Genomic DNA, 25,630 nt, shown 5'->3' with positions numbered 1-25,630 from the left:
AATAGGCTTCAAAAATTCAATCTAATAATAAATGCTATAAGGTTATACAAATGCGGATTGGTTTAACGGGAACATATTCATCAGGTAAAACGCTCACATCCTTAATTATCAGTGAATATTTAAATTTACCTCGTACAGAAGCAAGAACGATGCGGGAGATTCTACCTTTTGCTGCACCAGGAAAAAATTTAGAAGAAGTCACATCTCCTCAATTGATCCAGATGATTATTACTCGGCATATGGATCGGGTTATTCATGAATATAAGCTCAAAGATCGTTTCATATCAGATGGCTGGATAGCACTTTATGAATAGCCGCTAAGGACAGCGAGACTCCATGCAGTCTCATCAATTCTGTTTGCAAACGTCGAGCACCCAGATTTCTAGCCGAGCGTATTTCCAATATTAAGGCTTCTAGTTCAGCATTGATTTTAGTATTTGGAGATTTTAAGGGACGTTTACTTTGACTACTTAATCCATCAATACCTAGCTCAGAATATCGTTTCCACCACTTACGTAACGTTGGTCTAGAAATGCCACATCTCCGACAGACTAGGCCAGCATTATTGGTCTCTTCAAATAACTTAACCCATACGAGTCGTTGTTGTATTTTTCTGTTCATAGACACCAATTATATTGAAAGGATGTCTATGAATCACACATCTAAAATCACTAAAATTTCACTGCAAACTTTACAAAAGTTAGAGAAACCAAATGCTAATCCAACATTAGATACCATGCTAAAACTTTGTCATCCATTTGGTTTAAAATTAATTCTGGTAAAAAATGACAAGTTTCATTCACTTTTAGAGTTTAATTGTGAAAAAGTCTAACATTCTAGTCTGCCACCAAAATTCTAGACATATAAAATCATTTTTTGGACTATCACCATTCTCCTAAAAATCATTCTTTTCATACATGTGCGACATACGTTTTTGCTTTGTTTCTAAATAGCCTTTATTAAAAATATTTAAACCTACAGTTAAAGGAACACGCTCAACTACATTAATACCTAAGTCTTTCAAAGCATTGATTTTAATTGGGTTATTTGTAATTAATTTTACATCTTTAACTTGTAAATAATCGAGCATAATAGTACACATGTCATAATTACGAGCGTCTGCTGGTAAGTTTAATAATAAGTTTGCATCAAGAGTATCGTGCCCTTGATCTTGAAGTGCATATGCACGAATTTTGTTAGTCAATCCTATTCCACGACCTTCTTGGCGTAAATATAAGATTACGCCCTGTCCCTCATCATTAATCATTTTCATTGCTGCATGTAATTGTGGGCCACAATCACATTTTAGTGAACCAAAAGCATCACCAGTTAAACACTCAGAATGCATTCTGACCAAAACAGGTCTTGTCGGGATAGTCTCTAACCATTTGGCAAGAGCGATATGTTCTTCACCAGTACTCTGATCTTGAAATGCTATAATTTCAAAATTCCCAAAAGCCGTAGGTAATTTAGATTTAGAAACGAATTTTATAGCCATTGATTCATCCAATTATATTTTAAGAGTCTGTAAAAATACGATTAACAAAAAAATAAAAAGTATTTAATATCAATTGCATAATGCAATTAAATTAAAATCTAGTAAACCTTGCCGTATTTTCTCTGACTACGAATGATCTAAGAGTATCTTTGAAATATTAAATTTCGATTTTGATAATAGTGATTGAATAGTGAATTTTATGTGAAACCATAGATAGCCTTGATGACATGTCTAAACAGCTCTAGACTGAGCGAAGCAAAAACCAAGGACAATCTTTGAGAATATTCAAGGCGTGATGTATAAATAATTAAACATATAAAAATATTCAGGTTTATGCGTGAATAGAATGCCCATGGCTGTGCTGATTGTTGTTGGGTATTTTTTTGATGTTTTTAGTGTTATCAGCATTTATTTGAATAAAAATCAGCAAGCTCAACAACCTTATTTCGACCCGTCCATTTGGCTTGGTAAAGTGCCTGATCGGCTTCGTGCAGTAAATCTTCCAGTGTTGATGTTTTATTCGGCATATTCCAGCTAATGCCTATACTGATTTGAATAGAAATTTCCTGATCTTCTCCAACATAGAACTGCTTGTTTTCCAGATGAAATCGAATACGTTCAGCAACGCCAAAGGCTGATTCCCGACTGACATTACTGAGCATGATGGCAAATTCCTCTCCACCCAGTCGGCCAAAGATATCTGACTTGCGTAAATGTTCCTTAATCGTATTGGCACAAATCTGTAAGGCAAAGTCACCAGCCTGATGACCGTAACTATCGTTAATCGATTTAAAATGATCAATGTCGAGCATTAAAATGGCAAAGGGTTGCTGTTTTTGTTTGGCGGTGCTCATGGCATCTTTAACTGCCTGATAAAACTGGCGACGGTTAAAACTTTGTGTTAGTTCATCATGGCTGGCATTGTGTTTTAATTCCCGAATCAGTTTGCTACGTGCCGCATTAATGTTGGATACAGTAAGTGGTGCAAGTGCCATCATAATCGCACCCATGCGAATGGATAAAATGTTTGATAGATATCCCACACTATGCGAAATCAGATGCTGATGGCTGGTATGATAAATAATGACGGTACAAGCAATGGTGTTAATCAATGCCAGTGGGAAAGGTGCATAACTCAGTGCACACCAAATTAAGGCAGCAATCGGAAACAGTAATGAGCCAGGACCTTGGTCATAATAGCTGATCAGCAAAGAACAGATTAAGGCAATCACTGGGAGTAATGTGCTCCATGGGAAATCTTGTGTTTTTAAACGCAGCAATGCTTGAATTAAAATCCGGCGAGGCGGGTAGCTGAGTAGAAGAGGCAAAATCAAAATGGCATTTTGCATTTCTGCCGAAAACCAGTCGCTAAGTTCATAAACAAACCAGTTCTGCATAAAGGTGGTGTTGACTAAAGGAACCGCGCTGACAGCAAATAGAGCCCCTAATGCACTGCCTACTGCACAGAAGACCAGTAAAAATAAGTATAAATAGCCGTAATGGGTTTTATGGATTTGTTCAGTAAAGTAACGATAAAGCCATAAAACGCTGGCAACATAAATTAGGTTTGCGGCGGTCAGCACTGCAGTTAAAAGAAAGGCTGAACCTGTGACCAAGTCTGCTAGCATGTAACCAGTAATCGCACCGAGCCATGCAAATAAGTGGCGTGTGCGGGGAAAACGAATCAGTAACCCCAACAGGACTGAATTGGCTGGCCAGAAAGAAGCCAGGAAATCGACTGGACGGGTAGCAATACCTAACAGGCAAAAGGCAAAAATAACAATCGCAAAAATGGCGAAATGCAGCAAAGCAGTATAATGACTCAGTGGGCGAATCGACTTGGGCACTGCAATATCCTTTAAAGCCTTTGGTTGGCCTGTATGATGTACAGGAATGGAGAAAATGTGCAAACCATCCAGTAATGCTGTGTGAAGTGCAGTTTTGCAAGCGGATGAAGATGGTGGCGGTAAAATTTACGCATGCATTTTAAGAGGTTTTCCTGATCATTAAAAGTTCAAAATATAGTAGAAAAAGCTAAAAATAATAAAAAATGATGAATTTTTTGAAGTTGGTTTGTGTGATGTGATCCTAGACCGTATTATGGGCAGCTGAACTCTCTAAATTCTTAAAATATTTCTGTTCAAAGGTTTCAGGACTTAACCTGCCATTTGCAGAATGTCTTCTAATTCAATTGTAATCAATCTCAATATCTTCAAACAAGACAGCATTCGCCTCTTTTCGAGTCAAAAATACACTGCAATGTACCAATTGCTAATATGTGGACGTGCAGCAAACTCTCATTCTAGCTCAAGCCTGTTTTTCATGTACTTATTTAACATCAGGTAATTCAAGTTCTGTAAATCGGCTTGCTTTGATCTCTTTACGCTTGATTGTTCCTGCTTCTTTAATCGAAGCAACCAGATCATCAAATAAGTTGTTATCCATGATCATTGTTCTTTCTCTAATTGGCACAGAACATTCGTTTCTTTTAAAAATCTGCTCAATTCTTGAATGAAGTTCATCAAATTCGGGTTAAGAGAGTATTACACATGGAGAATAGGTGGTTCTTAAATTCTCAAGGGGAGCTGGGCGAGCATAATAATACCCTTGTAGCATGTCACAACCATTTTGAGTTAAAAATATAGCTTGATCAGCTGTTTCTACTCCTTCAGCAACAACTTCTAGCCCAAGTTGATGAGCAAGCGTGATAATCGCTTGAACAATCGCGGCATCCTGACTGTTATGGGGAATATGTTTGATAAAACTTCGATCTAACTTTATTTGGTTGGCAGGCAGGCGTCTTAAATAACTTAAACTAGAATAACCAGTACCAAAATCATCGATTGCAACTTGAATTCCTAAAGAACGTATAGTTTGCAAAATTTCTATAGACCGATCAGCTTCTGCGATTAACATACTTTCAATGACTTCAATTTTTAGTAAGTTTGCTGGTAAGTTGCTGGCTGCTAATACTTGTTGCAGTTCATGCAGAAAACCACTACGACGAAATTGTAAAGGGGAGATGTTCACTGCGACATTTAAGGAAGTATTATTTCTTATGTTCCAGTCTGCAATATCTAAACAAGCCTGCTGAAGTATCCATTGACCAATTGCTACAATTTGCCCCGTTCTTTCTGCAAATGGGATGAAAGTGTCTGGTGACATTAGTCCCTTTTGTGGATGTTCCCAACGGATTAACGCTTCAACGGCTTTAACTTCTCCTGTTAACGGATCAACGAGAGGTTGATAATAGATTTTAAATTGCTTTTCTTTCAAAGCATCTATCAAGTCATTGCGTAAACTAAAATAATTAATTTGATTTAAATTTTTCTTATCGGCTTCATACCAATGCCATGTATTTCGCCCTCGTCTTTTTGCTTCGTTCATTGCCAATTCAGAATGATGCAATAGATCGTTTGGATGTTGTATATTGGCTGTATTATCTATAATGCCAATACTAGCAGTAATATAAATTTTCTCTTTTGCAATATAAAATGGCTTTGATAATAATGAGAGAGTGTTTTCTACAAATTGAATGACATCCTGCTTTTCATTAAATTGTGTCAGCATAACGATAAACTCATCACCAGCAAAACGTGCCAAGAGATCATTTTCTTGCATGAGGCTTTGCATTCGGATGGACACGGCTTTAATTAACTGATCCCCTATGAAATAACCTAAGCTATCGTTTAAAAGCCTAAAATCATCAAGGTCAATGTAAAGAATAAATAAGGGGTGTTGAGTACTTTTTACATGTTCAAAGGATCTTTGTAATTGTGTTTCAAAGTATTGGCGATTGGGTAAATTTGTTAAATTGTCATGAGTATGCAAATGGGCAATATGTTCTTCTTGTATCCGTTGTTTTGTAATATCTTGTTGAATTCCAACAAAATGAGTGCAATTTCCTACTTCATCCAAAACTGGAGCTAGTGTTAATTTATTCCAAAAACTGCTCCCATCTTTACGATAGTTTTTTAATGTGACTTCTATTTCATATTTTTCTCTGAGCGCCTGCCTAATTTTACGAATAGTTGATGGGTCTGAATCTTGCCCCTGTAGAAACCTACAATTTTTGCCCAGAACTTCCGCTTCTGTATAACCCGTCATGCTAAGGAATGCAGGATTTACATATACAATCGGCATATCACCATCAGCATCGGTCATGATCATGCCATTTGGACTTGCTGACACACCTCGTTTTAGCAAGCGCAAGTTATTCTCTGTGATATGCCGGGTTGTAATATCTTGAGCAATACAGAATATCCCTGTGACTTGTTTGTCTTGCATAATGGGTAAACAGGTCAGATTGAGCCAGTAAGTTTTGCCGTAGGCATTTGGGTAAGTCTGTAGTTCAAAATGTTGTATATTTCCGTTAAGTGCCTGATTAAAATCAGATTTTGCGGTTGATTGATACTCTGGATGTATCCAGTGGCTGTAATGTATTCCCCGAATTTTTTCTTCAGGGAAACCAGAGAGTTGCAATGAGGCAAGATTTACACTAACGAATTTACCTTCGAAATCCAACTCAAAACATCCATCGGGATGATGCTTGAAAAATGAATCATGCTTGTCATTTATCGCCACACGTTTTTGACGTTCATTCTGTAGATCAAGTGCTAAAGCGATTAATGCTGCTGCCCGATGAAGTAATCCTATGCTTTCATCAGTTGGTTTTTTAGATTGATAATAATAAGTTTCAAAAGTGCCATATAAAATTCCCTGAGCATTAATAACAGGGGTTGACCAGCAGGCGGTCATATTTTTTTCTTTAATTAAATTCTGAATTGAAACCCAGTTTGGATCTGACTTAAAATTTTCATTAATAATCGAAGTAAGGCGATTAAAATTGATCTTTCGGTAAATCGTAACATCTGGGCTGATTTTAAAATGGTCTAAAATTTTTTTATCTTGTGTAGTGAAGTACGTGCCGCCATTAATAATGTGGAGGTTCTGCTCTGTTTCTGAAAACAATATAATAGAAACGATCGCATTGGCGATGCGATCTTCAAGCCACTTGGTAATAGCATGTAAAATCGTTTTTAATTCTGTATGCAGACCAATTAAATCAAAAATATACTGGGTATCATGATCATTAACTTCACTTCTCATATATATAGCTTCCTAACATTCTTTTTAAAAATCTATCATTTGTTCTTATATGAATAGTCACAGCTAATTAAAGTATCAATATAAAAAATGACTTTTAGCAACTTATTAATTGTAGCTTAATCATAACTAAAAAGTCGAACTATATGAACAGGTGCGATTACAATCAATTTATTCACTTAATTGTCTGTTTTACATAGGATGTTATGCTAATCAATTAGACCAAATTCCTGATGTTTGTTATCGTCGGGAATGGTAATTTGTCAACACGCACTAATTCAACGTCGACTTACTTCATGAATTAAGGCTAACCGCACACTAGAGAAACAAGACTATGCATGTGTTATTCAATGAAGTTATTGAATATGTTGGAAAAGACAAAATTCAGGATTTAATGCATAGCTTTTATCAAGTGATTGGTGTTGCTAATGCTGTCATTGATATGACAGGTAAAGTTGTCGTTCAGGTCGGTTGGCAAAATGTCTGTGTAAAGTTCCATAGTAAAAATATAGAAACGTGTACTGGCTGTGTGGAAAACGATGATGTACTCGTACAGCAGATGGCTAAAAATAAAAAGTATACGGTCTATCATTGTGCGAATGGCTTAGTGAAAACAGCCGCTCCAATTTTTGTAAATGATGAGCATGTGGCTAATATCTTTACTGGTCAATTTTTTACAGAGCCGCCTAATTTAGAATTATTTCATTCGCAAGCGTTGAAATTAGGTTTTAATTCTGAAGACTATCTCGAATCTATTAAAAAATTGCCAATAGTCTCTTTGAAAAGAAGTCAGTCAATCACTGAACTTTATGTGAAATTAATTTCAATATTGATTACTCATGGTTTGGATAAGTTATCTGAACAGAACAGCCAGCTTGAGCTAAATAAAATTAATGATGAACTAAAACAGCAGCTCAAGAGTAAGATGGCAGATTTGGTTCGAAGTGAAGTGCGTGAAAAAACGATTATTGATGCTTCGCCTGTGCCCAAGATGTTGATCAATAGTCAGGAAAAAATTGTATATTTGAATCCTGCATTCACTAAAGTCTTTGGTTATTCTGCCGAAGATATACCTGGTTTAGAAGCTTGGTTTGAACATGCTTACCCCGATATTCAGCGCAAAAAAGCAGTGAGAGACTTTTGGAAATTCAACTTACATTTGTTTTTATATGGTCAAAAGGCCCTTTCTAAATTAGAAAGAACTGTTCAATGTAAAGATGGCTTTCAGCGGGATGTACTGATCGATATGGCCGTGATTGATCAGTATAAAAATGAAAAAGTCATCATGGTTGTATTTAATGATGTGACTGATATTCACCAAGCCAATGCGATAGTGAAACAAAAAAACCAGTTTTTACAGTCCATTCTTGAAGCGGAACCAGAATGCGTCATGATTATTGATCATAACGGCCATCTTAAAGAGATCAACCCGGCAGGGCTAAGCTGTTTTGAGGTTGATGATATTGCTGAAATTAAAAATCTAGGGATTTTTGATTTTATTGAAGATAATTTTAAGAATGATTTTAAAATCTTAAGCCAAAGAGTTTATAACGGGCAATCGGGTGTACTCGAATTTTCAATTCTAGGTGCAAAGAGAACTAAGCGTTGGTTAGAGTGCCATGCAACACCCGTTAAATTAAATAATACCAATGAATCAGTTTTTGGCATGCTGGCCGTAAGTCGAGATATCACAGAGCGCAAACATACTGAACTTGAGCTATTTCACAGAAATCATTATTTGTGGCTCAATAATTTGGTTTTGAAGAAGTTAGGTGAAAACCTACCGATGAAAGTTATTCTTGATGAAATGATGACCAGTATTGAAGATTGTCATTTAGGAACGTACAGTTCGGTATTACTTGTCGATAAAAATAATAAATATCTTATTCATGGTGCCGCCCCTAGTTTGCCTCAATATTGGGTAGAAAAAATCGCAAGAGTTCCTATTGGTGAAGGAATAGGATCATGTGGAACAGCCGCATATCGCGGAGAGCCTGTCATTGTTGAAGATATTTCAACACATCCATATTGGGCAGCCTTTCGTGAGGATGCCTTGATGAACGGATTACGAGCGTGCTGGTCTCAACCTATTAAAAATGCTGCAGGAAAGGTTTTAGGAACTTTTGCAATTTATTTGCGACGTGTGGCTGCACCAACTGCAGCCGAGATTTCATTATTAGAAGATTATGCTCAGCTAGCTCAGTTGGTGATAGAGCGTTCGCGATTAACCGAAGCCCTGTTAGAAACACAGCATTTGTATCAGTTAATTGCTCATAATAGTACCGATGTTATTTGGGTATTAGAGCTTCCTAGCCTGCGGTTTAGTTATATCAGCCCATCAGTCAAATATTTACGGGGGTGGGAAGCTGAAGAGGTCATGGAGCATTCAATCTATCAAACATTTACCCCGAATATGCTTGCAGCTATGCAAGAGGCTTTAACCACACATTTAAAACGTCTGGCGAATGGTGATAAAACAGCCCGAATCGGTTCAATAGAACTCGAATTATTGCATAAGGATGGGCATCCTATTCCTGTAGAAACAGCATTTAATATTATATTGAATGACAAAGGTGAGCCTATCCAGATTATCGGCAGTTCAAGAGACATTTCTGAGCGTAAAGCGGCAGAAGCCATTATCAGGAATATGGCTTTCTATGATCGTCTGACGAATTTACCTAATCGTCGAATGCTCGAAGACCGTTTGCATCAGCTCATTAGCTATTGTCAAAGGTTACATTCTAGAATGGCGATGCTATTTATCGATCTTGATAAATTCAAACCAGTAAATGATCAGTATGGCCATACAGCTGGTGACTGGCTATTAAAACAAGTTGCACAGCGTATGCTGTCTGTGCTCAGGAAAACAGATACCGTGGCCCGAGTAGGAGGGGATGAGTTTGTTGTGTTACTTCCCGATGCAAAGATTGCAGAACATGCTTTAAATATTGCAGAAAAAATTCGTCTTGAGCTTGAGCGACCTTTTGTCATGAATACAGGCATCACATTATCTATTTCATCGAGTATTGGTGTAGTCATGTACCCTGAGAATGCTGATAATTCAAGAGATTTGTTACGATTTGGCGATGAGGCAATGTACTATGCGAAAAAAGGGGGGCGTAATAAAATTGAACTATTCAATGATCCAGCTAAGGAAATTATACCGAATATTGTTGAATTAATTTGGCATGATGAGTTCCTGTGCGGTCAGTCGGATATTGATGCAGAACATCAGGAAATACTCAAAAAAGCTAGCCATCTTCTGCAATTATCTGCACAACTGGGAAAAGTGCAAACAGAGGTTATGGATGCGCTCGATCAATTATTAGATGATGTGGCTCATCATTTTGCACATGAAGAAATTATTTTAGCGCAATTTGACTATGAAGATTTGCAGCATCATGTTGAGCAACATGCACATTTATTAGAACAAGCACAGCTTCTCAAAGAACAAGCGGAACGCGGTGAAATTTCATTGAGAGGTTTAGTTGAATATGTGATTTCAGATGTAATCGTTGGACACTTGCGCTTACTGGGAGCAGATAAAAAATTCTTTTACCTTTTTTCCAAGGCGAAGACTAAAAAATTGAATATTTAATACACATGATTGAACTTGATAAAGATTGTTTTTAATCACATAAAAACTCATTGATCAATAAATTGGTTAAGAAAATTTTTACTTGGGAATAATATCTTCATTTTGCTGTTCCAAAATCTCGATTCGAACTGGTTTTTAGAGTGAAATGGTGGAGCTCTAAACGCAGAAAGTCATAAAATTTCAAATTGAGATTTCGGCATTATTTACAGCATCTTTTAGGTCGTCAAACCACGATTTATTTTGGGCCGCAAGGCATGTGGTTAGGCAAGACTTGCGGCAAGTTTCAGCTATTTTTTTGTAGATGGTACTTAAACACAGACCGCTTGTGCATGCAGATGATGGGCCTGACATTTATTAATTAATGGTACACCGGTAACTTGTTGAATCTGTTCAAAACTCACGCTATCCGCAAGTTCGATCAACTCAACGCCTTGAGTAGTAATATCCATCACACCCAGATCGGTAATAATTCGGCTAACCACAGATTTGCCAGTGAGAGGCAGGCTACATTGCTTGACGATCTTTGGGGTACCGTCCTTGGCACAATGTTCCATCAAAACGACGACTTTCTGTACGCCAGCCACCAGATCCATCGCGCCTCCCATGCCTTTGACCTTTTTACCCGGAATCATCCAGTTCGCCAGATCACCAGTTGCAGAGACTTCCATGGCACCCAGAATTGCGATATTGACATGCCCACCACGGATCATGGCGAAGGATTCTGCACTGGAGAAAAATGAAGCACCCAGACACGCAGTAACGGTCTGTTTACCTGCATTGATCAAGTCGGCATCCACCGTTTCAGTAGTAGGAAACTCGCCTATGCCGAGTAAACCATTTTCTGACTGTAACCAGACATTAATGTTGGCAGGAATATAGTTGGCGACCAGTGTGGGTAGGCCAATCCCCAAATTGACGTAAAATCCATCTTGCAGTTCTTGTGCGGCACGTTGTGCCATTTCATTACGAGTCCAAGACATAATTACACAACCTCCGCTTTTAAAGTCATTTGTTCGATGCGTTTTTCAGGATGCGCATTCACGATAATCCGATTGATATAAATACCCGGCAAATGGATTTCATCTGGATCCAATTCTCCAATTTCGACTAGTTGCTCGACTTCTACCACAGTCACTTTTCCAGCCATGGCACACATCGGGTTAAAATTACGTGCGGTTTTACGAAATACCAGATTACCGGCTTTATCTGCTTTATAAGCTTTGACAAGCGCTACATCTGCGGTTAAAGAATTTTCTAGAATATATTCTTTGCCGTCGAATTCACGCACTTCTTTACCTTCCGCAATTAAAGTACCCACACCAGTCTGAGTAAAGAAAGCCGGGATACCTGCACCGCCAGCACGCAGTTTTTCTGCCAGTGTGCCTTGCGGAGTCAGTTCAACCTCAAGTTCGCCGCTTAAATACTGGCGCTCAAACTCTTTATTCTCACCGACATACGATGAAATCATTTTTTTAATCTGTTTGGTTTCCAGTAAAAGACCTAAACCAAAGCCATCGACACCAGCATTGTTGGAAATACAGGTTAGCTCTTTGGCACCAGTTTCTTTTAAGGCAGCAATCAAGGCTTCTGGAATCCCGCATAAGCCAAAACCACCCACGGCAAATGTTTGACCATCATCTACGATGTCTTGGAGTGCATCTGCTGCACTTTGAAATACTTTATTTGACATATTGTTTTCTCTACTTATTTTATTGTTCCAGCATCATGCTGAGCATTTCCTCATCCATAACGGCTCTGAGTACGAAACCGTATTGTTTAAGCGCAGCGAGTTTGCCAGTAAGCATTGGCATAATGGGATGGATTGTCTCGCTGTAGCACCTGACTGATATTCTGGCTCGCTTGCATCAGGGCTTCTAGATTCAGTCCAGTTTCAAATCCCATATGTGAGAGCAGGTAATATAGATCCTCGGTAGACACATTTCCTGATGCTCCTTTGGCATAAGGGCAGCCCCCCAATCCTGCAATCGAGGAATCAAACACCCTGATGCCATGCTGCAAGGATTCATAAATGTTGGCGATGGCCATGCCATAGGTATTATGGAAATGTCCAGCCAACACCGAAGCATCAAGTTCAGCCAGACAAGCCTGCCAGACTTTTTTCACCCGATCTGGGGTTGCTGTGCCAATGGTATCTCCGAGAGAGACTTCATAGCAGCCCATCTCATAGAGCTTTTTCACCACCTGTGCAACCTGACGAGGATCAATCGCGCCCTCATAAGGACAGTCAACCATACAAGAGACATAGCCACGCACACGGATATTACTGCTTTTGGCAGCCTGAAAAATATCGGTAAACTTGTCAAAACTTTCAGCAATCGAGCAGTTGATGTTTTTGTGGGTAAAGCTTTCTGATGCTGCGGTAAATACAGCAACTTCCTGACAATTAACCGCTTTGGCTGCTTCGAACCCCTTGATATTCGGCGTGAGCAGACTAAAGCTGATATCCGTATTTTGGGGTAACATGGCGTATAGTTCATCACTGTACGCCATCTGGGGTACCCATTTGGCAGAAACACAAGAGCCAACTTCAATTGAACGCAGACCAGTTTTCATCAAATCAAGAATTAAGTTACAGCGTTGACCAATCGTTAAAGGCTGTTTTTCATTTTGCAGGCCATCACGTGGCCCGACTTCGACAATTTTGACAAATTCACTCATGCCACAGCCTCCTCAAAAGGCTGAAATTCCAAAAGTTCATCTCCAGCTTTGACTTGGTCTCCCACTTGGAAGTAAGCAGAGGTGATAATGCCATCACTTGGTGCTCGAATTGAGTATTCCATTTTCATCGCCTCCAGCGTCATTAACACTTCGTCTTTTTTCACCTCATCATTTGCGGTAAATAACACTTGGGTAATCACGCCCGGCATAGGGGCTTTCAGGTTACTATCATCTGTGTCACTATCTTCCTGAGCATAATCTGGATCGATATATTCAAACTGATAACTTTGACCTGATTTAAACAGGGTGAGGTGGTGATCTTGCTGACTGAAGGCCAATTTTTGTTGTTGGTTATCCAGATGCACATGTACCGTATTTTGATCCAGCAATTTACCCGAAATCCGGTAGGATTGTTGCAGATACTGGGCAGTAAAGCCTTCTTCTTCTGCAGTAAACTGTACTTTGATTGTCTCAGGACCATATTTCAATTCGATATGATATTGACTACTGACATTTAAGCGCCAAAGTGGCTGTGCCTGCCAGATTGCTGAAACAGGTTGTGTATTTTGCTTAAGCAGTGTCAACAGTTCAATAAATGCAGCAAAAATCACGAGTTTGGCATCAATCTTTAGCGCTATATTGAATAGGAAATTATGCTCGCGCTGGATGAGACCAGTGTCTAATTTTGCTTGTTTGAAAGAATTACTGAGTATTAAACGGTCCAAGAAGGCAATGTTATTGCCCAAGCCGTCTACATGAAACTGACTTAAGGCATGGTGCATCTGTATTAATGCAGCCTCACGATTTTTGCCCCAAACGATTAATTTGGCAATCATCGGGTCATAATAGGTCGTGATTTCATCACCTTCAACAATTCCGCTATCAACACGAATCGCTGCATTTTGCTCCGGATAGTGTAGGTAGCTGATTTTACCTATAGCAGGCAAGAAGCCCTTTCCTGGCTCCTCAGCATAAACACGTGCCTCAATGGCATGACCATGAATCTGCAATTCATGTTGCTGTTTAGGCAAAGGTTCTCCAAAGGCAACGCGGAGTTGCCACTCCACCAAATCTTCGCCAGTGATCATTTCTGTGACTGGATGTTCAACCTGCAAACGCGTATTCATTTCCATGAAATATGCTGTACCATCTTGCTCTACAATAAACTCGACCGTACCCGCACCTACATAATTTACGGCACGTGCCGCATCAATTGCAGCCTGACGCATGGTGGCCAGTTTATTTGACGTCATTTGTGGTGCAGGAGCTTCTTCCAGCACTTTCTGGTGGCGGCGCTGCACTGAACAATCACGTTCAAACAAATGTACATAGTTGCCATGGCTATCGCCAAATACTTGTACTTCAATATGACGTGGCTGTAGCACATAACGTTCAATCAATACATCATCATTACCAAAGCTGGATTTGGCTTCACTTTTACACGAGGAAAGGTGGCTCAAAAAATCTTCAGCACGTTCCACAAGACGCATGCCTTTACCACCACCGCCGGCACTGGCTTTGATCAATACGGGATAACCGATCTGGTCAGCCTGTGCTTTGAGAAAAGCAGCATCCTGATTGTCCCCATGATAGCCTGGGGTTAAAGGTACACCAGCTTTTTCCATCAGCGCTTTCGAGGTCGCTTTCAAGCCCATTGCCAAAATCGCATCCACTGGCGGGCCAATAAACACGATATTATTTTTCTGGCAAGCAAGAGCAAACTGGTCATTTTCGGACAAAAAACCATATCCCGGATGGATGGCCTGTGCACCAGTGTCTAGTGCCGCCTGAATGATTCGATTGATCTGTAAATAACTTTGTGTTGCAGGAGCCTGCCCAATATGGACTGCTTCATCAGCTAATTTGACATGTTGCGATTGTGCATCGGCATCAGAATACACAGCCACTGTGGCGATCCCGAGTTTTTTCGCGGTACGGATCACACGGCAGGCAATTTCACCACGGTTAGCAATTAAAATTTTCTCAAACATATCCTTATTCCTTATTTTTATATTAATGGAGTAATCCACGTCGGGCTTTGCTTATTCAAAAAGGCATTTAAACCCTCTTTCGCCTCAGATCCTTGGCGAACATGAGCAATATGTTGTGCAGTCCGTAAAAGAAGTTCCTGCGTTAATTCTTTTTGATCGACCAGTTGAATCAGCTGTTTCGATGCAGTTTGAGCCTCTGGGCCACCCAACAGCAAAGCTTGTACGATTTCATCAACTTTGTGATCGAGTTCATCTGCTGCTGCGATTTCATGTGCCAAACCAATATTCAGTGCCTGCTCTGCTGAAATGCGTTCTGCGGTCAGAAAATAACGTGATGCCTGACGAACGCCAATGGCGCGAATTACATATGGGCTGATGGTCGAAGGTGCTAAACCTAAACGCACCTCGGAAGTTGCAAATTTGGCATCTGTGCTGGCGATACAAATATCACAGGCTGATGCCAGACCCATGCCTCCACCAAAGGCTATTCCGTGTACTCGGGCAATCGTTGGCTGTTTTAAAGTGGCCAAACTATGTAACATCGTTGCCAGTTTCAAGGCATCTGCTTCATTTTCTGCTTGTGATGCTTGTCCTGCATGTTTCATCCAGTTCAAATCAGCTCCCGCAGAGAAACTTTTACCACGCCCCGCCAGAATGACCACACGCACATCATCACGGCCATTGAGCTGGGTAAAACAGTGATGTAATTCTTCAATTACTTGGGTGTTGAACGCATTATGCAGTTCTGGGCGATTCAACCAGATATAAGCCACTTGGTCGCGATGTTCGAGTTGTAAAAATTGATAGCTCATGTTGCACCTCTTACATGCGGAACACGCCGAATTTAGTTGGCTGGATTGGTGCATTCGAGGCTGCAGCCAGACTTAAACCGAGCACATGACGGGTTTGTATCGGATCAATTACACCATCATCCCACAGGCGGGCAGAGGCATAATAAGGATGGCCTTGCTTCTCGAATTGATCACGGAATGGCTGTTTAAACTGATCTTCTTGTTCTGCTGACCAAGTTTCACCGCGCTGTTCAATTTGATCGCGTTTTAATGTTGAAAGTACGCTCGCGGCTTGTTCTCCGCCCATCACAGAAATACGTGAGTTTGGCCAAGTCCACAAGAAACGTGGTGAATAAGCACGACCACACATTCCATAGTTACCTGCACCAAAAGAACCGCCAATAATTAGAGTGAGCTTAGGGACATTCGCATTAGCGACCGCCATCACCAGTTTGGCACCATGCTTGGCAATTCCTTCATTTTCGTACTGACGTCCCACCATAAAACCAGTGATATTCTGAATGAATAACAGCGGAATATTACGCTGAGTACATAGTTCAATAAAATGTGCGCCTTTTTGTGCTGATTCTGCAAATAGAATCCCGTTATTGGCAATAATCCCAACCGGCATACCGTACAGTGAGGCAAAGCCAGTCACTAAGGTCGAGCCAAAACGAGATTTAAACTCATCAAAACGTGAACCATCAACAATTCGCGCAATGACTTCACGAACATCAAACGGTTTACGTGCATCACTAGGTATCACACCATAGAGTTCTTTTGCATCAAATAAAGGTGCTTCAATGTTTTCGTCTAGTTTTTGCAGTTTTTTATTGAGATTGGCGACTACATTTCGGGCAAGTGCAATGGCATGCCGATCATTTTCCGCCAGATAATCCGCCACACCAGACAATCGGGTATGTACATCACCACCACCGAGATCTTCGCTGCTGACGACTTCACCTGTTGCCGCTTTTACCAAAGGTGGGCCACCGAGGAAAATCGTACCTTGATTACGTACAATAATGGTTTCATCCGACATGGCTGGAACGTAAGCACCGCCAGCGGTACAACTCCCCATCACGACAGCGATCTGAGCGATGCCTTGGCTCGACATACGGGCTTGATTGTAGAAAATACGACCAAAGTGATCGCGATCTGGGAACACTTCATCCTGAAGTGGAAGGTAAGCTCCACCCGAATCGACCAGATAAATACAGGGTAGATGGTTCTGCTCGGCAATTTCTTGTGCACGTAAATGTTTTTTTACTGTGAGCGGGTAGTAAGTTCCGCCTTTGACCGTAGCGTCGTTGGCCACGATCATACAGGTCACACCATGTATGAGTCCTACACCCGCGATTACACCCGCTGCGGGGATATCATCCTGATAGACTTTATAGGCAGCTAATTGACCAATTTCGAGAAAAGCTGTTCCTGGATCTATCAGGTGATCAATTCGCTCTCGAGGTAACAATTTGCCACGTGCCAGATGTTTTTCACGGGCGACTTCACCCCCACCTAGAGCAATGTGCTGTGCCACATTTTTGAGATCATCTACCAGTGTTTGCATGGTTTGCTGGTTAATTTTAAAGTCTTCACTTCGAATATTTATTTTGCTTTTTAATTGATTCATAGGGAAACTTCCTTGCTATTTTATTTTTCGGGTTGATTTGCGTTAAGCCGTTTCATTAAAAATTTCACGGCCAATCAACATACGACGAATTTCAGAAGTTCCAGCACCAATTTCATAGAGTTTGGCATCACGCCATAGACGTCCAGTATTGTATTCATTGATATAACCATTACCGCCCAAGGTCTGGATTGCTTCACCAGCCATCCATGTGGCTTTTTCTGCTGCATATAAAATAGCACTGGCGGCATCTTTACGCAGACCACGGTCATGATCTACCTGATCACAGGCTGCACCCACTGCATAGACCAAGGCTTTACACGCCAACCAGGTTGAGTACATGTCGGCAATCTTGCCTTGCATCAACTGGAATTCACCAAGGGCTTGTCCAAACTGTTTGCGGTCGTGAATGTAAGGAATGACTTCATCCATACAGGCATCCATAATGCCTAGTGGGCCAGCACTTAAGACAGCACGTTCATAATCCAGACCACTCATCAGGACTTTCACGCCATTGCCGATGCCGCCAAGGACATTTTCCATTGGGACTTCAACATTATCGAAGAACAGCGGATAGGTGTTTGAACCACGCATCCCAAGTTTGTCGAGATGTGAACCATGGCTAAAGCCCGGCATATTTTTTTCAATCAGGAAAGCTGTAAGACCTTTCGAACCAGCATTGATATCGGTTTTGGCGTACACCACTAACACGTCTGCATCACCGCCATTGGTGATCCACATTTTTGAGCCATTCAGGATAAATTTGTCGCCTTTTTGCTCTGCACGCAGTTTCATGCTGACGACATCCGAACCCGCATTCGGTTCAGACATTGCTAAAGCACCGACATATTCACCAGAAACCAGTTTCGGTAGGAAACGCTGTTTTTGTTCTTCATTACCATTTCGATTAATTTGATTCACACATAGGTTAGAATGTGCACCGTAAGATAAGCTGATTGCTGCTGATGCACGAGAAATCTCTTGCATTACAATAATATGGGCCAAATATCCCAGGTTGGTGCCGCCATATTCTTCACTGACTGTCATGCCGAGTAAGCCCATATCGCCAAACTTTTTCCAGAGATGGGCAGGGAACAGGTTGTCATGGTCAACTTGGCGGGCGATGGGTGCAATTTCCTTTGCGCAGAAAGCGGAAACCGAATCACGAAGTGCGATTAACGTTTCATCGAAACCAAAATTTAAGCTTTTAAGATTCATTTCTTCATTCATCCTGGAGGTTATATTTGTTGTTCCATAAGCATTTTTGCTGTGCTTGATTTTTACAATACAATCTTTTTTTAAAAAAGTGAATCAATATTCACAAAATGATTTACAATTCATTTTATCTGGTTGAGAATAAGCCTATGAGTGGTTATAAGAGATCTTCATTGATGCAGGACCGAATGGAACAAAATCGTAAAGCGATTTTGCAATCCGCTCGCGAATTGATTGCACAGGGAGGATTGAAAGATGCACAGATCCACGCGATTGCCGAACGTGCTGGTGTTTCCAGTGGGTTGGTCTACCGTTACTTTGAAAACAAAGGGCAGATCCTTGTTGAAGTGTTATCGGAAGCGATTAAGCAAGAGGTACAGATTTTAGATGCCATTGCAGCAGGTCCGCTTACACCGAAAGATAAACTGCACAAGGCGGTAACGGCATTTGTAAAACGTGCATTGAATAGCCCTCAACTGGCGTATTCGCTCATGTTCGAACCGGCTGATCCTGCGATTGAACATGAGCGTTTTCGCAGTAAACAATTTATTAAGCAAAGCATGAAAGAGATTCTTGCCGAAGGGAAAGTGACCGGTGAGTTTGGATTTGAGGATTTGAATACAGCAGCTTTATGTGTCGTGGGAACCATGACCTTTGTGGTAATTGAACCTTTGAATCCATCTCGGAATGTGATGTTTGATCAGTCTTACCGTGATTATTTTGTCAAACAGATCGCCGATTTTTGTGTCAATGCAGTCAGCGTAAAGGAGGAAAATTTAATTTAATTATCACAAAAAGAAATAGATGACAGTTTGGAAATAGTCACAACAACAAAATTAAAGTGTGCAGTAAAAATCAGAATTACAAAGAATCAAGGAGTGGGATTCAATGACACAGTCAAAGTTAAGTTACGCCTATGGTGCGAGCAGTCAGCCATTATTGGGCATGACAATTGGTGAGAAGTTTGATCAAGCTTGCCAGCAATATGCCAATCATGATGCTGTGGTTAGTGTACATCAGAATAAGCGTTTAACTTATCAGGAACTACAAGCACAGGTGAACGCCTTTGCTTGTAGTTTGCTCAAATTAGGACTAAGGAAAGGGGACCGTTTGGCTATTTGGTCGCCAAATTGTGTGGAATGGACGATTACACAGTTTGCAGCTTTTAAAGCAGGCATTATCTTGGTCAATCTCAATCCGGCTTATAAAAGTAATGAGTTGGAATATGTATTGAACAAGGTCTCTTGCAAAGGACTGGTTATTGATTCGCAATTTAAAACCACGAATTATCAGGCTATTCTTACTCATATTGCTCCTGAATTACCGCACGCTGTCAATAAAGTCCTATTCTCAGAGTGTCTACCTTATCTCAAACATGTCATTAAAATTGATCAACAAGAACATCCGGGTATCCACCGCTTTGACGACCTGCTGGTTACCCCAAGCCAGAAGCAGCTTGATGAGTTGGCCAGCATTTCCAATGAATTGCAATTTGATGAAACGATCAATATCCAGTTCACTTCCGGCACTACAGGCAATCCCAAAGGTACCATGCTGACCCACAATAACATTTTAAATAATGGTTATTTTGTAGGTGAAGCGATTCATCTGACTCCGCAAGATCGTGTGTGTATTTCTGTACCATTATTCCATTGTTTCGGCATGGTGATGGGGAACTTGGCTTGTCTAACACATGGTTCGACCATGGTGTATCCGGCAGCTGCATTTAACCCGCTGGACACTCTCAAAACGATTCAGAGGGAAAAATGCACGGCAGCCTATGGTGTGCCAACCATGTTTATTGCCATGCTAGAGCAGGAAAGCTTTGACGAGTTCGATCTGTCCAGCTTGCGTACCGGCATTATGGCAGGCAGCCCATGCCCGCGTGAAATCATGCAGCGCGTGATGGAACGCATGCATATGTCGGACATCACCATCTGCTACGGTATGACAGAAACAGCGCCAGTAAGTGCTCAGACACATACTGATGATTCAATTGAATGTCGAGTCGGTACGGTAGGGCGTGTGCATCCACATCTGGAAATCAAGATTGTGGATGAGCAGGGCAAAGTGGTTCCGCGCGGTTCACTCGGTGAGCTTTGTGTACGAGGTTATTCCGTGATGCTCGGTTACTGGGAAGATGAAGATAAAACCAAAGAAGTCGTTGATGTTGCCAAATGGATGCATACCGGTGATATCGCCGAAATGGATGATCAGGGTTTTGTCAAAATCAAAGGTCGTATCAAGGATATTGTCATTCGCGGCGGTGAAAACCTGTTCCCGAAAGAAATTGAAGATTTCCTCTATACCCATCCAGATGTTTCTGACGTACAGGTGATAGGTGTACCAGATGCCAAATATGGCGAAGAACTATGCGCCTGCATTATTCTACATGGTCATCACACCACGACTGAAGAATGTATTCGTCGTTATTGTGCAGAACATATCTCGCATAACAAGGTGCCGCGTTACGTGCGGTTCTTCACCGAATTTCCAATGACCACTTCGGGTAAGACACAAAAATTTAAATTACGTGAATTGATGCGTAAGGAATTAAATCTGGAAGAAGTGGCTTAATTTACCCTTTAGCTTTTTTGAGCCAATTTAATCCCTTTATTTCTGTAGTACATGCTACGGAATAAAGGGGGAATTGCCAATTTTAATAATAAGTTATCAATATTCAGGGAAAACGTATGCAACCAAGGAATGACTGGACACGTGAAGAAATCCAGCACTTATATGAGCAACCCTTTCTAGATCTGCTTTTTCAGGCGCAACAAGTGCATCGTGCACATTTTCAGCCTAACCAGATACAGGTGAGCACCTTACTCTCGATCAAAACTGGAAAATGCCCAGAAGACTGCAAGTACTGTTCACAATCTGCCCATTATGATTCTCAGCTAGAAGCTGAGAAGCGTATTACGGTAGAAAAAGTCGTTCAGGAAGCACAGATCGCCAAAGCTTCTGGTTCTTCACGTTTCTGTATGGGGGCAGCCTGGCGAAATCCTCATGAACGTGACATGCCGTATGTACTCGAAATGGTCAAAGAAGTCAAAGCCTTGGGACTGGAAACCTGTATGACCTTGGGCATGCTGAATGCGTCGCAGGCAGAACGCCTCAAAGACGCTGGACTGGATTATTACAACCACAATCTAGATACCTCTCGTGAATATTATTCTCATATCATTAGTACCCGCAGTTTTGATGACCGTTTAAATACTCTTGATCATGTACGTCAGGCAGGTCTGAAAGTTTGTAGCGGAGGCATTGTTGGGCTAGGGGAAAACCAGCAGGATCGTATCGGTTTGTTGCACGAACTTTCGACTTTGCCGATTCATCCCGAATCTGTCCCGATCAACATGCTGGTTCCAATTGCAGGTACCCCTTTGGCAGAGCTAGAGCGACTCGATGTGACGGAATGGATACGAACCATTGCCGTGGCACGTATTCTCATGCCAAACAGTTACATCCGCCTCTCTGCGGGACGTGAATCATTAAGTGATTCTGATCAGGCCTTGGCTTTTATGGCAGGTGCCAATTCACTGTTTTCTGGAGAAAAACTGCTGACTACACCAAATGCAGGTGCAGGACAAGATCAGCGGTTATTTAAAAAATTAGGATTGCACGTGGAAAAGACACGACCAAGCATTTCTCAACTCGGTATTGATGCAATGGCTTAGGTTCCATAGGTTGGTTTTAATAAAATTTATCTTATAACTAATTGTATTGAATAAATATTCTGCAATGAATTAATTTTTAGATATTCGCATCAACTTAAAAATAAATTAGATCAATCAGAAGGTTGTGTTTCTGTTCAGGAAACCAATCAGCATGGATTTAACACATATTTATGCATGGAATATCAATAAATCAAAAAAATAAGCAATGGAGCTTATACTTAAAATGGAGTTTTATATGAAAGGGTCGACTAATTTTCTGTTCAAAAGCGCATTGAGTTTTGCAACATTAATATTTGTTTCTCCAACTTATGCTGCGGTAACGGAAGAACAAATTTCTAAACTTGAACAAGAAATTCAAGAATTGAAATTAATGATGAAAAAACAAAAAGAAGAAGATAAAGAGGAATTAGCTAAAATAAAAAAGGCAGCATCTCCTTTAAATCTCACGCATATGACGACCAAGGGCGGTGCTGAATTTGAACTTTATGGCAATATTCGTGCGGATGCTTCATATCAGGTGAAAGGCCCTAGTGCAATGTTTAATAACATCAGCACAGTACCTTTAGAACATACCGCTGCAGAAACAAACAATGCCGATAAATTTCAAAGTTCGCTGAATGCCACCCGTTTGGGTTTTAATTTTAAAGCACCTACAAGCTTGGGGCACGATATAGGCGGTAAAATAGAAATGGACTTCTTGGGAGGCAGTACTCGAGATACATTTCGCATCCGTCATGCCTACATCACTTATGATCACTGGTTAATCGGTCAAACATGGTCTAACTTTAATGCCGTAGAATATTTTCCTGAAACTGTAGATGCTGCATTGTCAGTAGGCGGGTCTTTAACACGTATAGCGCAACTCAAATATTCCCATGCGATTAATCCACACATGAATTTTGCAGTCAGCTTGGAAGATCCTAAATCTGAAACAGTAACCACTACAGGCACACAAAATTTTCAAACTGATCCGAATGCAAAGCTAAAACTCCCTTCATTGACAGGACGACTAAATTATAAATTTGATAACGGTTCTATCGTTTCTGGGCGAGCTTTTGTCACTCAAAAAGCAACTACGTATGGAAATCATGATGAATTTATTGCATGGGGTGTTGGTTTAGGTGGGAAAATTCAGTTAACACCAACGACATTACTTCGTGCTGACTATAATCATATTTTTGGTGATACCAAAAACCTATTATGGACGAACTATGCTTATGTATTTGATAAGCATGGAGATATAAAACCAAATGAATTTGATGCTGTCACAGTTGGTTTGACCCAGCAGTTTACGCCAAAAATAAGATCAACCATAGGTCTTGGTTACATGCGTGCCAATACCAATAATTCATTTTCAAAATTAGTCCACGATGATCATAGTCAGAATAAACAATTAATTGAAGGCTGGATTAATGCTTTTTACAATCCTGTTAAACCAATCAATATTGGAATTGAATATATGTATGGGCAACGTCAAACTTTTGACAATAAAGAGGGTTTAGATAACCGAATCAATGCAACCATTATTTATGATTTTTAATTTGATCAGCGTTGCTATATTAAAAAGCATTTAATTTGCTGGCTTGTTAGATTCCAAAGAAAAATGACCACGCCACGAATTATCGTATAACAGTCAAAATGCAAGGTAACAAGCAGATTTTAACTTTGCGAAAAATGAATGCCTAGGCATTCATTTTTTGTTGGTATTATTCGATGCAATCAAACAGTACTTTTAACAGACGATACAGATTTGATAGCAAAATCACTTGGTCATCAAACACTATTAATCTGTGCATCGCCATCCTATTTAGAAAAAAATGGATATCCAATAAATAAAGCAGGGAAAATTAATCTCCTTGCTTCCAGAAGTATCAGGTGTATAAATACCGATTCGTATCCTATGGCAAAAAAGATGGCATTTACAGCCCAAGATAAGCGTCGTGGTTGATGAAATAACAAAATTTACGCATCACACACCGAAATTATTTTTATTCTCATATAAATCATGAATTTGTCGTGTTATTTAAAAGCTCAATCTATCTGGATTGAGCTTGTTTCTTGAATTATCAGGTTCCACACTAATTATTTGATCAATATCTCACGCTTTGATTAGCTTTTATACACAGTGTCCTTGTTCACATTTTCATCTAGAAAATTAATTTGTCTTTTAGATTTCCTAACACTTCGTATCTCTTTTTTCTCAGATATAGGAAATTTGCTGAAGCAGAATAACCCTCAAACCAAGCTATGATTTCAGTATTTTCATGATTGGCTGCCAGACCAATCCTATGAGTGCGATGATGCAAAATGTTGCGCCTGCATAAAATGTAAATGATGCTCCGAGCCGATCCCACAACAGCCCAGCCAGTACGCTCGCTAGTAGCATAGCTAACCCACTGACAAGATTGAAAAATCCGTACGCTGTTCCACGCAAGTCAGCGGGTGCGGTATCTGCAACCATTGTCGCCAGCAAGCCCTGAGTCATTCCCATGTGGATACCCCACAGGGCGACGCCAGCCAGCACAACACTCCAGTGATTGTTCATTGCCAACACCAGATCGGCCGAGATCAATACAATCAATCCAAGTGCCAGCAGTGTCTTATGGTTCATACGATCAGACAATTTTCCGAATGGATAAGCAGACAAAGCATAGACCAGATTCATCGCGACCATGACCAGCGGCACTAAAGCAACTGGTACACCACTTTGCTGCGCACGCAAAACCAAAAATGCTTCGCTAAAGCGGGCCAGTGTGAACACCGCACCGATACTCACCACCCACCAATATGAACTACTCAAGCGTTTTAGATTTTCTCGCTGAATTGGATTGGTGCGTTTAGTTGTTTGCTGGTGTTCTGGCTCTCGTATACCGAATAACAGCAAGGCAACCGCCATCAATCCTGGAATCACTGCCACCCAGAACACCGCACGGAAATCATTGGCCCACAGCAGCATCAAGCCGACGGCTAGCAATGGACCCAGAAATGCGCCTACAGTATCAAGAGCCTGACGCAAACCGAACGCCGCGCCGCGTATTTGTGCTGGTACAATGTCTGCTATTAAGGCATCGCGCGGAGCACCGCGAATGCCCTTTCCCGCACGATCTAATAGTCGGGCAGTCAACACGAGGCCGATCGTGGGTGCCACAGCAAACAGCGGCTTAGTGAGCGCACCCATGGTATAGCCGATCACGGCCAATCCCTTACGCTTGCCGAGATAGTCACTGATGACACCCGAAAATATTTTAATGATGAGCGCAGTGGCCTCGGCCAACCCTTCGATCAAGCCAATCGCGAGCGCACTTGCTCCTAGTGTCGTGATCATGAATAGTGGCAGTAGGCTATGGATCATTTCCGATGAAATATCCATCAACATGCTGACAAAACCGAGTACCCATACACCTGATGGTATTTGCTGCCTAGTGCTTTTTTGAGGTATTGT

The 25,630-nt window shown here is 40.8% G+C and carries 18 protein-coding genes and 3 pseudogenes; 7 read left to right on the top strand and 14 right to left on the bottom strand.

What is annotated here, in order from left to right; genetic code table 11:
* Positions 1-50: 50 nt before the first annotated feature.
* Entirely contained in the window at positions 51-314 is a 264-nt protein-coding gene (locus tag E0H77_RS09785) for a hypothetical protein (RefSeq protein ID WP_228258318.1), read from the top strand.
* Here the strand turns inward: E0H77_RS09785 and E0H77_RS09780 are convergent.
* A pseudogene (locus E0H77_RS09780) lies at positions 295-621 on the bottom strand (helix-turn-helix domain-containing protein); the annotation flags it as partial. The gene E0H77_RS09785 and the pseudogene E0H77_RS09780 sit on opposite strands and share 20 nt — an antisense overlap.
* A 28-nt stretch (positions 622-649) precedes the next feature.
* Here E0H77_RS09780 and E0H77_RS09775 point away from each other — a divergent pair.
* A complete protein-coding gene (locus tag E0H77_RS09775; protein ID WP_131377538.1) occupies positions 650-832 on the top strand; it encodes a helix-turn-helix domain-containing protein in 183 nt (60 codons plus the stop codon).
* A 63-nt stretch (positions 833-895) separates the two neighbouring features.
* On the opposite strand, the gene ribA is transcribed toward E0H77_RS09775, so the two are convergent.
* The 5 genes and pseudogenes from ribA to E0H77_RS09755 form a co-directional block, all read right to left on the bottom strand.
* The gene (gene ribA, locus E0H77_RS09770; RefSeq protein ID WP_131377536.1) at positions 896-1,498 is read right to left on the bottom strand and encodes a GTP cyclohydrolase II; all 603 of its coding nucleotides are present in this window, start codon (positions 1,496-1,498) and stop codon (positions 896-898) included.
* Between the two features lie 401 nt (positions 1,499-1,899).
* Entirely contained in the window at positions 1,900-3,345 is a 1,446-nt protein-coding gene (locus E0H77_RS09765; protein ID WP_131377533.1) for a GGDEF domain-containing protein, read from the bottom strand.
* 241 nt (positions 3,346-3,586) lie between these two features.
* A pseudogene (locus E0H77_RS09760) lies at positions 3,587-3,766 on the bottom strand (IS3 family transposase); the annotation flags it as partial.
* A 63-nt stretch (positions 3,767-3,829) separates the two neighbouring features.
* Positions 3,830-3,943: pseudogene (locus E0H77_RS13855) on the bottom strand (transcriptional regulator); the annotation flags it as partial.
* 87 nt (positions 3,944-4,030) lie between these two features.
* Entirely contained in the window at positions 4,031-6,607 is a 2,577-nt protein-coding gene (locus E0H77_RS09755; protein WP_131377530.1) for a bifunctional diguanylate cyclase/phosphodiesterase, read from the bottom strand.
* A 331-nt stretch (positions 6,608-6,938) separates the two neighbouring features.
* Between E0H77_RS09755 and E0H77_RS09750 the strand changes: the two genes are divergently transcribed.
* Complete coding sequence (locus tag E0H77_RS09750) at positions 6,939-10,202, top strand: diguanylate cyclase (protein WP_131377526.1); 3,264 nt, start codon at positions 6,939-6,941, stop codon at positions 10,200-10,202.
* A 308-nt stretch (positions 10,203-10,510) separates the two neighbouring features.
* Here E0H77_RS09750 and E0H77_RS09745 read toward each other — a convergent pair whose 3' ends face one another.
* The 7 genes from E0H77_RS09745 to E0H77_RS09715 form a co-directional block, all read right to left on the bottom strand.
* The gene (locus tag E0H77_RS09745; protein ID WP_131377523.1) at positions 10,511-11,182 is read right to left on the bottom strand and encodes a CoA transferase subunit B; all 672 of its coding nucleotides are present in this window, start codon (positions 11,180-11,182) and stop codon (positions 10,511-10,513) included.
* Between the two features lie 2 nt (positions 11,183-11,184).
* On the bottom strand, positions 11,185-11,892 hold the full coding sequence (locus E0H77_RS09740; RefSeq protein ID WP_131377520.1) for a CoA transferase subunit A: 708 nt from the start codon (positions 11,890-11,892) through the stop codon (positions 11,185-11,187).
* A gap of 86 nt (positions 11,893-11,978) precedes the next feature.
* A complete protein-coding gene (locus tag E0H77_RS09735; protein ID WP_131377517.1) occupies positions 11,979-12,881 on the bottom strand; it encodes a hydroxymethylglutaryl-CoA lyase in 903 nt (300 codons plus the stop codon).
* Entirely contained in the window at positions 12,878-14,872 is a 1,995-nt protein-coding gene (locus E0H77_RS09730) for an acetyl/propionyl/methylcrotonyl-CoA carboxylase subunit alpha (protein ID WP_131377514.1), read from the bottom strand. Before E0H77_RS09730 ends, E0H77_RS09735 begins: the two co-directional genes overlap by 4 nt.
* A 17-nt stretch (positions 14,873-14,889) precedes the next feature.
* Complete coding sequence (locus E0H77_RS09725) at positions 14,890-15,684, bottom strand: enoyl-CoA hydratase/isomerase family protein (protein ID WP_131377512.1); 795 nt, start codon at positions 15,682-15,684, stop codon at positions 14,890-14,892.
* Between the two features lie 10 nt (positions 15,685-15,694).
* Positions 15,695-17,296: a carboxyl transferase domain-containing protein gene (locus E0H77_RS09720; RefSeq protein ID WP_131377509.1), complete on the bottom strand. Its 1,602-nt coding sequence runs from the start codon at positions 17,294-17,296 to the stop codon at positions 15,695-15,697.
* 42 nt (positions 17,297-17,338) lie between these two features.
* The gene (locus E0H77_RS09715; protein ID WP_131377506.1) at positions 17,339-18,511 is read right to left on the bottom strand and encodes an isovaleryl-CoA dehydrogenase; all 1,173 of its coding nucleotides are present in this window, start codon (positions 18,509-18,511) and stop codon (positions 17,339-17,341) included.
* 146 nt (positions 18,512-18,657) lie between these two features.
* Between E0H77_RS09715 and E0H77_RS09710 the strand changes: the two genes are divergently transcribed.
* The 4 genes from E0H77_RS09710 to E0H77_RS09695 all read left to right on the top strand — a co-directional run bounded on the left by E0H77_RS09710 (position 18,658) and on the right by E0H77_RS09695 (position 23,728).
* On the top strand, positions 18,658-19,293 hold the full coding sequence (locus tag E0H77_RS09710) for a TetR/AcrR family transcriptional regulator (RefSeq protein ID WP_004898230.1): 636 nt from the start codon (positions 18,658-18,660) through the stop codon (positions 19,291-19,293).
* 103 nt (positions 19,294-19,396) lie between these two features.
* Positions 19,397-21,085, top strand: a complete 1,689-nt coding sequence (locus tag E0H77_RS09705) for an AMP-binding protein (protein WP_131377503.1) — start codon at positions 19,397-19,399, stop codon at positions 21,083-21,085.
* 116 nt (positions 21,086-21,201) lie between these two features.
* Positions 21,202-22,188 carry a biotin synthase BioB gene (bioB, locus tag E0H77_RS09700; protein WP_131377500.1) on the top strand — a complete coding sequence of 329 codons (987 nt, stop codon included), beginning with the start codon at positions 21,202-21,204 and terminating at the stop codon, positions 22,186-22,188.
* A gap of 235 nt (positions 22,189-22,423) precedes the next feature.
* Positions 22,424-23,728, top strand: a complete 1,305-nt coding sequence (locus E0H77_RS09695) for a DcaP family trimeric outer membrane transporter (protein WP_131377497.1) — start codon at positions 22,424-22,426, stop codon at positions 23,726-23,728.
* A 705-nt stretch (positions 23,729-24,433) separates the two neighbouring features.
* Here E0H77_RS09695 and E0H77_RS09685 read toward each other — a convergent pair.
* Positions 24,434-25,564: an MFS transporter gene (locus E0H77_RS09685; protein ID WP_228258317.1), complete on the bottom strand. Its 1,131-nt coding sequence runs from the start codon at positions 25,562-25,564 to the stop codon at positions 24,434-24,436.
* Positions 25,565-25,630: the final 66 nt, after the last annotated feature.

This window comes from Acinetobacter brisouioides (genome assembly GCF_004331075.1).
Taxonomy (GTDB): domain Bacteria; phylum Pseudomonadota; class Gammaproteobacteria; order Pseudomonadales; family Moraxellaceae; genus Acinetobacter.
Note: the sequence above shows the minus strand (reverse complement) of the source record. Positions and strands in the feature narration are given on the sequence as shown.